Origin of the sequence: Streptomyces huiliensis, assembly GCF_020037025.1 — a bacterium.
Classification (GTDB): Bacteria; Actinomycetota; Actinomycetes; order Streptomycetales; family Streptomycetaceae; genus Streptomyces; species Streptomyces huiliensis.
Genome location: NZ_JAIQLH010000058.1, coordinates 16,874 through 29,248 on the forward strand (window position 1 = coordinate 16,874; position 12,375 = coordinate 29,248).

A 12,375-nucleotide genomic window follows, 5' to 3' on the forward strand; every position below is an offset into this window, starting at 1 on the left:
GCCGGAGGTGTGTCAGTGGCGTACGGCATGATCGGAGTGTGACGCGACGCCTGATGCTCCTCGACACCGCCTCCCTCTACTTCCGCGCCTACTTCGGCGTGCCGGAGTCGGTGCGCGCCCCCGACGGCACGCCCGTGAACGCGGTGCGCGGCCTGCTGGACTTCATCGCCCGCCTCGTCCAGGACCACCACCCGGACGACCTCGTGGCCTGCATGGACGAGGACTGGCGCCCACAGTGGCGAGTGGATCTGATCCCGTCCTACAAGGCGCACCGGGTAGCGGAGGAAGTGGCGGAGGGCACGGACGAGGAGGAGGTGCCGGACACCCTCTCCCCGCAGGTGCCGGTGATCGAGCAGGTGCTGGACGCGGTGGGCATCGCGCGCGTCGGCGCGCCGGGGTACGAGGCCGACGACGTGATCGGCACCCTCACCGCGCGGGCCGCGGGACCGGTGGACGTGGTCACCGGCGACCGGGACCTCTACCAGCTGGTCGACGACGCCCGCGGCGTACGCGTGCTGTACCCGGTGAAGGGCGTCGGCACGCTCCAGATGGTGGACGAGGCGGTACTGCGGGAGAAGTACGGGGTGGACGGCTCCGGCTACGCCGACCTGGCGCTGCTGCGCGGCGACCCCAGCGACGGGCTGCCCGGCGTGCCGGGGGTCGGCGAGAAGACGGCGGCGAAGCTGCTGGCCTCGTACGGCGACCTGGCGGGCATCCTCGCGGCCGTCGACGATCCCGCGTCACGGCTGACCCCTGCGCAACGCCGGCGACTGGACGAGGCGCGCCCGTACCTGGCGGTGGCGCCGAAGGTGGTGCGGGTGGCGTCCGACGTGGCGCTGCCGCCGTTCGACGCGGCCCTGCCGGCGGCTCCGCGCGACGCGCGGGCGCTGGAGGTGCTGGCTCGGCGGTGGGGGTTGGGCGGATCCTTGCAGCGGCTGCTCTCGGCCCTTTCGGGGTAGTGTTAGGTTAGGCATTCCTAACTAAGATCAGCAGCCCGCGTGTTCAGGGAGACCGTCCAATGGCAGACCGCCCCGCCCCGAGGAAACGCCCGGTCCACCGGGCGCACGTCGTGCGCACCGAGCGCCTGACGCCGCACATGACGCGGGTGGTCCTGGGCGGTGAGGCCCTGGACGCGTTCGCGGCCGGCGCGTACACGGACCACTACATCAAGATCCTCTTCCCCTACGAGGGCGTCGCCTACCCGGAGCCCTTCGACATGGAGGCCGTCCGCCGGGACCTGCCGCGCGACCAGTGGCCCCGCACCCGCACGTACACGGTCCGCTCCTTCGACCGCCTCGCCCGCGAACTCGTCGTCGACTTCGTGGTCCACGGCGACGAGGGCCTGGCCGGCCCCTGGGCCGCGCGCGTCGAGCCGGGCACCGAGGTGCTGTTCATGGGCCCCGGCGGCGCCTACGCGCCCGACCCGGCGGCCGACTGGCACCTCCTCGCGGGCGACGAGAGTGCCCTGCCCGCCATCGCCGCCGCGCTGGAGCACCTCTCGGCCACCCGGCCCGACGCCACCGTCCGGGCGTTCGTCGAGATCGCCGACGCGGACGAGGAGCAGAAGCTCGACCTCGCCCCCGGCATCGAGGTCGTCTGGCTCCACCGCGGCACCGCCCCCGTCGGCGAGCTCCTGGTGACCGCCGTCCGCTCCCTCGACTTCCCGCCCGGTGACGTCCACGCCTTCGTCCACGGCGAGGCCGGCTTCGTCAAGGAGCTCCGCCGCTACCTCCGCATGGACCGCGAGATCCCCCGCGAGCGCCTCTCCATCTCCGGCTACTGGCGCCGGGGCCACGACGAGGACGGCTGGCAGGCCTCGAAGCGGGAGTGGAACCAGCAGGTGGAGGCGGAGCAGGAGGGCGCACAGCTCAGCCCGTCCGGCGTCTGAGCCCCCCCCCGGCGCCCCCTCCCAGCCCGTCCGGCGCCTGAGGACAACCGGCGCCCCTCCCAGCCCGTCCGGCGTTTGAGGAGAACCGCGGAGCGCGGTTTCGGGGGCCATGGGGCGTCAGCCCCAGGAAACGGCGAAGGGGTGGGACCGGGGCGCACCCACCACGCCCCCTCCACCCACCACCCGGCGGGATAGGCTCAGCGCCATGCGCCCCGCACGGATACCCCTGGCGAGCACGGCCGCCGTGACCCTCGCCCTGCTGGCGTCCGGCCCGGCGGCCGCCGCCCCCGCCGGCCCGGACACGCAGATCACCCACGCGGACCCCGCACCCCCCGGCGGCGACGTCGAGTTCGTCGTATCCCTCGACGACGCCACCGCCGAGCACGTCGACTCCGTGGTCGTCCGCTCCCCCGCCTTCACCTCCAAGATCACCGTGGTGAAGAAGGACTTCGGCCACAACAAGGCCGACGACACCACCCTGTCCGTACGCGGCCGGATCCGCTGCGACGCCCGCCCCGGCGATCACCCGGTGACCGTCCTCCTGAACGGCGAGGGGAAGCCCGCCGCCACCACACGGGTGACCGTGACCGGAGGGCGCACCGGCACCTGCGACGGCACCTCGCCCGCCCCGGCCGGACCCACCGCGCTGCGGCTCCGGCCCGGCGGCCGGGAGCCGCAGCGCGGCGACGAGGCCGTGTTCACCATCACCACCGACCGGGCCACCCTCGACGCGCACGACGCGCTCGTCCTCCGCTCCCCCGCCTTCGTCACCCCCGTCAAGCGCCTGGCGAAGAACTTCAAGGAGGGCAAGGGCGAGGGCTGGTGGACGGACCTCGCGGGCATGGTGCGCTGCGACGTCCAGCCCGGCACCTACGCCGTGGACCTCGTGGCCGGCGGGGGCGACGAGGAGGAGGACTCGCCCCTGGAGTCGGTGAAGTTGACCGTCCCGAAGGCCATGGACCCGGCCAACCGCGACTTCTGCGCCGGCCCCCGCGCGTACAAGGAGATCGTCGACCGGACCAGCGAGACCGCCCCTGACGGAGACGGATCCGACGGAGGCGACCAGGCGGGCGCGAGCGACAGCGACGGCCCGGGCACCGGCACGATCGTCGCCATCTCCTCCGCCGCGGCCCTGCTGGCGGCCTCGGTCACCTACTTCCTGGTCGGCCGCCGACGGCGGGCACGGAAGCGGCCCGACGAGTCCTGGTGAGCCACACGTTCCCGCCCCCACCCGAGAGTCCGTACAACCGGCCCTGGAGCAGCAGGTTCTCGCGGCCGGTGGCCGTCGGGTCGGCGCCGGAGCGCTGGGCGACGACACCGATGGCGCGCCGTACGCGCTCGGGCCGGCGGAGGGCGTCGTGGCCGGCGACGGACGCGGTGCCGGTGTCGGGCCGGGCCAGGGTGGTGAGGATCTTGACGGTGGTGGACTTCCCGGCACCGTTGGGGCCGAGGAGCCCGAAGAAGGTGCCGGCCCGGGCGGTCAGGTCGAGCCCGTCCAGGGCGGTCACCCCGCCGGGGTAGGTCTTGGTCAGCCCGCGATGTATCGCGTTTCGCCGGACGGCGGGAACGCGAGGACGTGGGAACGCGAGGACGTGGGAACGCGGGTCCGCAAGGACGCGGCAACGCGAAAGAGCCCGTCCCGGAAGACTTCCGGGACGGGCTCTCCGGCGGGAACCGGCGGCGCGGCTGTCACCCCACCGACGAGTAGGCCACCACCCCGCGCAGCAGCCCGTCGACCGCCTTGCGCGCGTTCCGCGCGACCGGGCTGCCGTGCGGCGCCGCGGCCGCGATCTGCCCGAGGACGTCGATCAGCTGCTTGGACCAGCGGACGAAGTCGCCGGCGGGCATCTCGATCTCCCGCAGCACCTCGTCCAGCCCGTGCCCGGACGCCCAGCGGTAGGCGGCCCAGGCGAACCCGAGGTCGGGCTCGCGCTGGCCCACGCCCTCCGCCTGGTTGATCCGGTGCGCCTCCTCCAGCGCGTCCAGCCGGCCCCAGATGCGGACCATCTCGCCCAGCGCCGCCTTCGCCGCGCCGGAGGGCAGCTTGGGCGCCACCGCGTCGTCGCTCATCCGCGCCTCGTAGACCAGCGCGGACGCGCAGGCCGCCAGCTCGGCCGGGGCCAGGCCGTCCCAGACACCCTCGCGCAGGCACTCGGAGGCGAGCAGGTCCAGCTCACCGTAGAGCCGGGCCAGCCGCCGGCCGTGCTCGGTCACCTCTCCGTTCCGGAGGTAATCGAGCTCGGTCAGGAGTGCGCAGATCCGGTCGAAGGTCCGGGCGATGGTGTTCGTCCGGCCCTCGATCCGCCGCTCCAGCTGCCGGGTGTCCCGCAGCAGCCGGTGGTAGCGCTCGGCCCACCGGGCGTGGTCCTCGCGCTCGTCGCAGCCGTGGCACGGATGCGCCCGGAGCGCCGTCCGCAGCCGGGAGATCTCGGCGTCGTCGACCGCCGCCGACCGGCCCTTGCGGTGCCGCTCGGGCACGATGTGCCCGGCCTTGGTGCGCAGCGCCGACGCGAGGTCGCGCCGGGACTGCGGGCTCCGCGGGTTGAACGTGCGCGGGATGCGCATCCGCTCCAGCGGCTCGACGGGCACCGGGAAGTCGAGCGGCGCGAGCCGCTTGACCTGCCGTTCGGCGGTGAGCACCAGCGGGCGCGGCCCGTCGTACGCGTCCCAGCCCCGGTGCCGGTCGGTACGGCCGGGCAGCCCGGGGTCCAGGACCAGGGCGAGCCCGGCGAACTTGCCGGTCGGGACGTGGATGACGTCGCCCGGCTTGAGCTTCTCCAGGGCGGCGGCAGCGGCGGCCCGGCGCTGGGCGGCGCCCTGCTTGGCCAGCTCGGTCTCCCGCTCCTTGAGTTCACGGCGCAGCCGCGCGTACTCCTCGAAGTCGCCGAGGTGGCAGGTGACCGCCTCGCGGTAGCCCGCGAGCCCCTCCTCGTTCTTCTGCACCTGACGCGAGATGCCGACGACCGAACGGTCCGCCTGGAACTGGGCGAACGAGGTCTCCAGCAGCTCCCGCGACCGGTGCCGGCCGAACTGGGAGACGAGGTTGACCGCCATGTTGTACGACGGCTTGAAGCTCGACCGGAGCGGGTACGTGCGAGTACCGGCCAGGCCGGCGAGGGCGCCCGGGTCCATGCCTCGCTGCCAGAGCACGACCGCGTGCCCCTCGACGTCGATGCCCCGCCGGCCGGCCCGGCCGGTCAGCTGGGTGAACTCACCGGGGGTGATGTCCGCGTGCTGCTCGCCGTTCCACTTGACGAGCTTCTCCAGCACCACGGACCGGGCGGGCATGTTGATGCCCAGGGCCAGCGTCTCGGTGGCGAAGACCGCCTTGACCAGACCCTTGACGAAGAGCTCCTCCACGACCTCCTTGAAGGTCGGCAGCATGCCGGCGTGGTGCGCGGCGATGCCCCGCTCCAGCCCCTCCAGCCACTCGAAGTAGCCCAGGACGTGCAGGTCCTCGTCGGGGATCGCGGCCGTGCGCTCCTCGACGATCTCGCGCACCCGGCGCCGGGCGTCGTCGTCGTTCAGCCGCAGCCCGGCGTAGAGGCACTGCTGGACGGCGGACTCGCAGCCCGCGCGGCTGAAGATGAAGGTGATGGCGGGCAACAGGCCCTCGGCGTCCAGCCGCTCGATGACCTCGACCCGGCTGGGGGTCCAGATCCGGCTGCGCTGACGCCGCTCCCGCTCGCGGTCGGCCTCGCGCAGCATCTTGCCGCGGCGGCGGTCGCGGCCGAGCGGCCGGCTGTTCTCCATCCGGGCCAGCCGGACGAGGTCCGGGTTGACCTCCCGGCGCCCGGTGACGGGCGTGCCGTCCGGACCCGTCTTCTCTTCGAACAGGTCGTACATCCGCCGCCCGGCCAGCACGTGCTGCCACAACGGCACCGGCCGGTGCTCCGAGACGATCACCTCGGTGTCGCCGCGGACGGTGTCCAGCCAGTCGCCGAACTCCTCGGCGTTGGAGACGGTCGCCGACAGGGACACCAGCGTCACCGACTCCGGGAGGTGGATGATCACCTCTTCCCAGACGGCGCCGCGGAAGCGGTCGGAGAGGTAGTGCACCTCGTCCATGACCACGTGGCCCAGCCCGTTCAGGGCCTGCGAGCCGGCGTACAGCATGTTCCGCAGCACCTCGGTGGTCATCACGAGCACCGGGGCGTCGGAGTTGACGCTGTTGTCACCGGTCAGCAGTCCGACCTTGGCGGCGCCGTAGCGCTTCACCAGGTCGTTGTACTTCTGGTTGGACAGCGCCTTGATGGGGGTGGTGTAGAAGCACTTGCGGCCCTCGCGGAGGGCCAAGTGGACGGCGAACTCGCCCACGATGGTCTTGCCGGAGCCGGTCGGCGCCGCGACCAGCACCCCCTTTCCGGCCTCCAGGGCCTTGCAGGCGTCGATCTGGAACGCGTCCAGCTCGAAGTCGTACATTTCGCGGAAGGAGGCCAGCGCGGTGGCCTGCTCCGCGGCGCGCCGCTTCGCCAGGGCATAGCGCTCAGCAGGGGACATGTCGTCGGTCATCTTGTCTACGAGCCTACCGGGCGGGTCGGACAGGCACGCGATCTTTACTGGCTCAGGCACCACCCAGCCCGTCCGGCGTTTGTGGACAACCGCGCGGAGCGCGGTTTCGGGGTCTGGGGCGCAGCCCCAGGAATCGGCGAAGTGGGGGTGCCCCCTCTGGGGGAGGGGCTGGGGCTACCCCCGAACCCCCAACACCCGCACCGCACCCCGCACCGTCTGCGCCACCACCGGCAGCGCCCCCACCCGCTCCCCATCCGCATACGCCGTCACATCAGCCGCCGCCAGCGAAACCCGCGCCGCCCGAAACACCCGCACCCGAGGATGCGAAAGATGCGTCCCCCGATAAACACGGGGGAACACCCGCAAAAGCTCCCCCCGCCCACAAGCCCCCACCACCGTCACATCGAACAGCCCGTCGTCCATCCGCGCGTCCCCGCAGATCCGCATGCCGCCCCCGTACGACCCGCCGTTCCCCACGGCGACGAGCGTCGCCTCCACAAGCCGCTCCGGCCCGTCGTCGAGCCGCATCCGATACGGGATCGGGCGCAGCGCGGCCAGTTCGGCGAGCAGGGCGAGGTCGTAGCGGAACCGCCCGGAGGGGAACCGCATCCGGTTGCCGCGGTCGTTGACGCGCGAGTCGAAGCCGGAGGCGAGCACGGTCCCGAAGTACGGACCGCCGACGATCCGGCCCAGGTCACGCGGGACGCCGCCGTCCCCCTTCAGCGACCCGGCGATGAGCCGCGCCGCCGCCTCCGGGGCCCGGACGGGCAGCCCGTTGGCGCGGGCGTAGTCGTCGCCCGTCCCGACGGCGACGACGCCGAGCGGGGTCGGCGTGCCGGCGACGGCCTGCAGCGCGAGCGACACCATCCCGTCCCCGCCCACGGCGATCAGCGCGCCGGTGCCACCGGCGACCGCCTCCCGGGCCCGCCGCAGCGCGTCGGCCGCGTCCGCGCCCACGACGGTACGGACGGAGTGCCCGGCCGCGCGCAGCACCCGGGCCGCGGGCTGCGCGGCGCGGGCGCCACGGCCACGGCCGGCCGCCGGATTGACGAAGAGCGTGATGTCGCTGGTCACGCGCGGACCCTACGCGAAGGGGCGGCAGCCGTATACCGGCTGCCGCCCCGAAGAACGCGGATCAGGATCAGGTGAAGTCGTCGAACCCGTTCCGTCGCACGGGCTGCCCGTTGTGCCCGTCACGACCCGACCGGTCCGCGGCGGCCAGCGGCTCCACGTCGCCGACCGACTGCGGGGTGAGGTCCAGGGGCGCCGCCTCGTCGTCGTCGAGGAGACGGTCCGGGTTGGCCCGGCCCCTGCGCTTGTCGTTGAGCAGGGCGATGCCGACGGCGATGAAGTACAGCGCGACGATCGGCCCGGCCAGCATGAACATCGAGTACGGGTCGACGGTCGGCGTCGCCACAGCCGCGAAGACCGTGACGCCCATGATCATGCCGCGCCACCAGCCCAGCATCCGGCGACCGGTGAGAACCCCGCCGAAGTTGAGCAGCATGAGCAGCAGCGGCAGCTCGAAGGAGAGGCCGAAGACGATGATCAGCCGCATGATCAGGTCGAGGAGGTCGTCCAGCGGCACGAGGTTGGTGACCCCGTCCGGTGTGAACTCGATCAGGACCTCGGCGGCCGTGGGCATGATCGTGTACGCGAACCAGGCACCCGCGGCGAAGAGCGGCACACCCGCCGAAACGAAGCTGAGCGCGTACTTCTTCTCGTGGCGGTGCAGACCCGGTGCCAGGAAGGCCCAGAGCTGGTAGAGCCACACCGGGCTGGACAGCACCAGACCGGAGACCATGGCCACCTTCATCGACAGGGCGAAGGGCCCGGTCAGCCCCGACATCGTGAGGGTGCCGCACTTGGTCTTGGTGCCGGACTTGGCCTCCAGGAGCTCCCTGACGGGGACCTTGCAGCCGATGGACTGCTGGATCGGGTGCTGGAACACCTCGATGATCTCGCGGTAGTAAATGAACGAGACGATCGAGACGATCACGATCGCGATGACCGACTTCGCCAACCGGTTGCGCAGCTCACGAAGGTGCTCCGCGAGCGGCATCCGCCCCTCGGGATCCTTCTCCTTCTTGCGGGCAGGCTTGAGCAACCCACGTCCCTATCTCGTGCGGCGGACGGTCGCCTACCCGGCGGCCGCCCCAGTCGTCCTCGGTCGTCAGCGCTGCGTCGTGCGGTCGGCCGGCTCCTGCACCGGTCGCGAGGTCACGTCGCCGGGAGCCGCCTTGATCGTACGCGGGGCCGCCGCCTGCTGGTCCGCGGGCTCGGCGGGCGCCGCGGCGTCCTTGCCCTCGGACTTCATCGCCTTGGCCTCGCTCTTGAGGATGCGGGCGGACTTGCCGAGGGCACGCGCCATGTCGGGGAGCTTCTTGGCACCGAACAGGAGCACGACGACGACGAGAATGAGGATGATCTCCGGGGCGCCGATCCGTCCGAACAACATAAGCGTTTACCTTCTCACCGAAGCGGTTTAGGGGTGTGGAGCTGTGGACCGATAAGACGTTTTGCCCAGCAGTCGTACGGCAGCGATCGTAACGCGCAAGGATGAACGCCGGGCAATCCCCGCGCGTACTTCCCCGCCGTTCCCCCCGCTGTTCCCGCGTGCGACCCTCCGCTTCGTCGGCAGGGCCACCCGCACCAGCGTACCGCCAGCGCTTCCGGCACAGGAGACGGCCGTCGGCCCCTTCCGGCCGGGCCGTCCGCGCCGGGCGTCACGCCCGGCGCACGCCAGGCCGCACGCCGAGCTCACTCCGGGCGTACGCCGTGCGCCACCCGCGCCGCCTCCGAGGCGAGCGGGACGGCGGCCCGCTCCAGGTCCTCGGTCGCCCGGGCGATCCGGCGGGAGCTCTCCTCCACCTGCCGGGCCAGCCGGCGCACCTGCGCGAGGACGAGCGCGGCGAGCACGCCGAGCACGGCGATGCCGCAGAAGGAGAGGGCGACGGCCAGCATGGGGAAGAGCATGGGGACGAACCTACCGAAGGCGGGACGGCGGACCGGCACGGGCCCGGGCCCAAGACGAGGGGGACGCCCGCGTCAGACGCGCGAGTGCAGCCGCAGCGCCCGCACCCCGCCGCCCGTCAGCAGCTGCACGATCCGCTCCCCCGCCGGCTTGCGGACCGACGCGCCGCAGTCCGGGCAGGTGAAGGAGTAGAACGTGGTGCGCCGGCTCCCGCCGATCGCCAGCCGGATCGCGCCGGCCGCCAGCTCGATGCTCCGCCGGCAGTCGGGGCAGGCGGCCTTGAAGACCGCGCCCGAGAGGTCCCGCACGGGCCCGCTCACCGTCCTCACCCGCCGTACGCCGCGAGCGCCTCGCGCGCCGCGTTCCGCGCGCTCGCGGCCAGCTCCGGGGGCGAGACGATCCGGCCGTCCCGGCCGAGCCGCAGCGCCAGCCGGCGCAGCGAGGCCGGGTCGGGGGTGCGCAGGGTGATCCGCAGGCCGCCCCCGGGCAGTTCCTCGGCGCTGTCGTGCGGGTAGTACTCGGCCACCCAGCGCCCGCCGGGGCCGACCTCGACGACGACCTCGGGGTCCTCGGCCGCGGGCTGCACCAGCCCGGCCGACAGGTCGCGGGGCTCGACCGGCGGCGGGTCGGAGACCTCGTCCAGCAGCCGGATCTCGGCCACCCGGTCCAGCCGGAAGGTGCGCCGGGCCTCGGAGAGCCGGCACCACGCCTCCATATAGGTGTGGCCGACGGCGAACAGCCGGATCGGGTCGACCTCGCGCTCGGTCAGCTCGTCGCGGGCCGGCGAGTAGTAGCGCACCCAGAGCCGGCGGCGTTCGGAGATGGCCCGGTCGACGTCGGCGAAGACGCCGCCCTCGGACTCGAAGGTCACCGACAGCCGGGAGCTGGCGCCCGCCGTCTCCCCGGCCGCGGCCTCGATCTTAGCGGTGGCGCGCACGAGCGCCTGCCGGTCGCTCTCGCGCAGCCCGGGCAGCGTGGCCACCGCGCGGGCGGCCACCAGCAGCGCGGTGGCCTCGTCCGCCGCGAGCCGCAGCGGCTCGCCGGTGCTGGTGCCCGAGGCGTCGGGGTTGTGCCACCAGATGCGGTCGCCGTCGGTGTCGATGTCCAGCAGGTCGCCGCCGCGGAAGCTGGTGCCGCACATCGGCAGCACGTCGAGGTCGCCGATCAGCTCGTCCTCGGTGATGCCGAAGGCCCGGGCGACGTCGGCGACGCGGGCGCCGGGGCGCTCGCGCAGGTAGGTGACCAGCGACAGCATCCGCCGGGTCTGGTCGATGGCGTTTCCGGCCATGGGGGGTCGGTCCGTGCCCTTCTGCTCGAAACTGCTCGAAGTCCGCTGATCGCTCGACGTCCGCCGGTCACTCGACGTCCGCCGGTCACTCGACGTCCGGTGGGTCCGCCGCGGCCGCTCGTGAGGAACGCCGCGGCGGCCCGTCAGCCCTCCGCCACGGCCCGCAGCCGGTCGAGGACGTCGACCCGGAGGTCGTCCGGTTTCAGCACCACGACGTCCGGGCCGAACTCCACCAGCCAGGCGTCCAGCCCGTGCCCGTACGGGATCTCCAGTTCGTCCCAGCCGTCGCCCAGGTCACGGTGGGCGAGGGCCTTGGCGCGCAGCGGATAGCCGTGCCCCGCCCGGACCTTGATCAGCGCGGTGCCGGTGGCCGTCTCGCCGGCCCAGGTCTCCACGGTCTCCCGGACGGTGACGTGGTCCGGGACCGGCGCGGTGAAGGGCAGGGCGCGCGAGCGGACGCGGCCGGTGATGCGGGAGAGGCGGAAGACGCGCTCCGCCTCGCGGTCGCGGTCCCAGCCCGCCAGGTACCAGTGCCCGCGCCAGCACTCCAGCGTCCACGGCTCGACGTGCCGCGGCTCGGGGCGGGCGGCGTTGGCCTTGCGGTAGTCGAAGACGACGGTCCTGCGGTCGCGCGCCGCCAGCATCAGCGGCTCGAACGCCGCCTCGTGCACGGGGATCCGCGTCTCCAGGGCACCGCCCTCGTACCCGTCCTCCGCCAGCGGCATCCCGGCCGCGCGCAGCTTCTGCAGCGCGCCGCTGGCGGCCGACGCCAGCCGCGCCTGCTGCCAGACCTTGGCGGCGAGGCCGAGCGCCGCGGACTCCTCGACGTCGAGGGTGATCGGGGGGAGGCGGTTGCTGTCCCGGCGGGCGAGGTAGCCGGTCTCGCCGTCGACGCCCTCGACCGTCTCGATGATCAGGCCGAGCTCGCGGAGGTCCTCCTTGTCCCGCTCGAACATGCGGTTGAAGGCGTCGTCGCTGCCGGTGCCGGCACCGCGGGGGGACGCGCCGGACGCCGAGGCCGTACCACCGTCCGGCGCGACGTCCGCCCCGGACGCCACGTCGTTCCCCGGGCCGAAGGCTTCCAGGTACGCCTCGATCGAGCCCCGCAGCTCCCGCTTGCTGAGCGGACGACGCGTCCCCAGCAGGCACAGCGCCAGATTCATCAGCCGCTCGGCCTTGGCAATCGCCATCGACGCCCTCTCGCCCTCTTCTCAAGTTCTTTCAACCGATGACCGTACCGCTCACCGCGCACCCGGCAAAAGCCGAGGGCCCGCGCACAAGGCACGGGCCCTCGGTCGGAGCCGTTCGGCGTCCGGTCAGACGGCGATCAGGTCGCAGACGAAGATCAGCGCCTCGCCCGGGGCGATCACACCGCCGCCCGCGCCGCGCTCGCCGTAGGCGAGGTGGGCGGGGATGGTCAGCCGGCGGCGGCCGCCGACCTTCATGCCCTGGATGCCCTTGTCCCAGCCCTGGATGACCTGGCCGGCGCCCAGCTGGAACTCCAGCGGCTTGCCCCGGTTCCAGCTCGCGTCGAACTCCTCGCCGGTGGAGTAGGCGACGCCCACGTAGTGGACCTTGACGAAGTCGCCGATCTTGGCCACCGCGCCGTCGCCCTCCCAGATCTCGACGATCTCCAGGTCGGACGGGACCGGACCCTCGGGGAAGTCGATCTCCGGCTTGTCGATGTTCACGTAAGTGCTCCTACGAACGGAT

12 protein-coding genes and 1 pseudogene are annotated in these 12,375 nt (G+C 73.1%); 3 read left to right on the forward strand and 10 right to left on the reverse strand.

Going from position 1 to position 12,375, the window contains the following annotated elements; all coding sequences use genetic code 11:
• Positions 1-38: 38 nt before the first annotated feature.
• From JNW98_RS12645 to JNW98_RS12655, 3 genes are all read left to right on the forward strand, one after another.
• Positions 39-959, forward strand: a complete 921-nt coding sequence (locus JNW98_RS12645; RefSeq protein WP_223768269.1) for a 5'-3' exonuclease — start codon at positions 39-41, stop codon at positions 957-959.
• A gap of 59 nt (positions 960-1,018) precedes the next feature.
• On the forward strand, positions 1,019-1,888 hold the full coding sequence (locus JNW98_RS12650; protein ID WP_223768270.1) for a siderophore-interacting protein: 870 nt from the start codon (positions 1,019-1,021) through the stop codon (positions 1,886-1,888).
• Between the two features lie 205 nt (positions 1,889-2,093).
• Positions 2,094-3,098 carry a hypothetical protein gene (locus JNW98_RS12655; protein WP_223768271.1) on the forward strand — a complete coding sequence of 335 codons (1,005 nt, stop codon included), beginning with the start codon at positions 2,094-2,096 and terminating at the stop codon, positions 3,096-3,098.
• Between the two features lie 19 nt (positions 3,099-3,117).
• On the opposite strand, the pseudogene JNW98_RS12660 reads toward JNW98_RS12655, so the two are convergent.
• The 10 genes and pseudogenes from JNW98_RS12660 to JNW98_RS12705 form a co-directional block, all read right to left on the reverse strand.
• A pseudogene (locus JNW98_RS12660) lies at positions 3,118-3,432 on the reverse strand (ATP-binding cassette domain-containing protein); the annotation flags it as partial.
• 145 nt (positions 3,433-3,577) lie between these two features.
• Positions 3,578-6,400 carry a DEAD/DEAH box helicase gene (locus JNW98_RS12665; protein ID WP_223768272.1) on the reverse strand — a complete coding sequence of 941 codons (2,823 nt, stop codon included), beginning with the start codon at positions 6,398-6,400 and terminating at the stop codon, positions 3,578-3,580.
• A 174-nt stretch (positions 6,401-6,574) separates the two neighbouring features.
• Complete coding sequence (locus JNW98_RS12670; RefSeq protein ID WP_223768273.1) at positions 6,575-7,474, reverse strand: diacylglycerol kinase family protein; 900 nt, start codon at positions 7,472-7,474, stop codon at positions 6,575-6,577.
• 67 nt (positions 7,475-7,541) lie between these two features.
• Positions 7,542-8,507, reverse strand: coding sequence for a twin-arginine translocase subunit TatC (gene tatC / locus JNW98_RS12675; RefSeq protein WP_223768274.1), 966 nt, complete (start codon positions 8,505-8,507; stop codon positions 7,542-7,544).
• 66 nt (positions 8,508-8,573) lie between these two features.
• A complete protein-coding gene (tatA, locus tag JNW98_RS12680; RefSeq protein WP_040889645.1) occupies positions 8,574-8,855 on the reverse strand; it encodes a Sec-independent protein translocase subunit TatA in 282 nt (93 codons plus the stop codon).
• 305 nt (positions 8,856-9,160) lie between these two features.
• The gene (locus JNW98_RS12685) at positions 9,161-9,376 is read right to left on the reverse strand and encodes a hypothetical protein (RefSeq protein WP_223768275.1); all 216 of its coding nucleotides are present in this window, start codon (positions 9,374-9,376) and stop codon (positions 9,161-9,163) included.
• Positions 9,377-9,448: 72 nt separating this feature from the next.
• A complete protein-coding gene (locus JNW98_RS12690; RefSeq protein WP_223768276.1) occupies positions 9,449-9,703 on the reverse strand; it encodes a hypothetical protein in 255 nt (84 codons plus the stop codon).
• A complete protein-coding gene (locus JNW98_RS12695; protein ID WP_223768277.1) occupies positions 9,700-10,662 on the reverse strand; it encodes a helix-turn-helix transcriptional regulator in 963 nt (320 codons plus the stop codon). The genes JNW98_RS12690 and JNW98_RS12695 overlap by 4 nt, the downstream gene beginning before the upstream one ends.
• Positions 10,663-10,805: 143 nt before the next feature.
• Positions 10,806-11,852 carry a helix-turn-helix transcriptional regulator gene (locus JNW98_RS12700; protein ID WP_223768278.1) on the reverse strand — a complete coding sequence of 349 codons (1,047 nt, stop codon included), beginning with the start codon at positions 11,850-11,852 and terminating at the stop codon, positions 10,806-10,808.
• 126 nt (positions 11,853-11,978) lie between these two features.
• The gene (locus JNW98_RS12705; protein WP_223768279.1) at positions 11,979-12,353 is read right to left on the reverse strand and encodes an FKBP-type peptidyl-prolyl cis-trans isomerase; all 375 of its coding nucleotides are present in this window, start codon (positions 12,351-12,353) and stop codon (positions 11,979-11,981) included.
• Between the last annotated feature and the right edge of the window lie 22 nt (positions 12,354-12,375).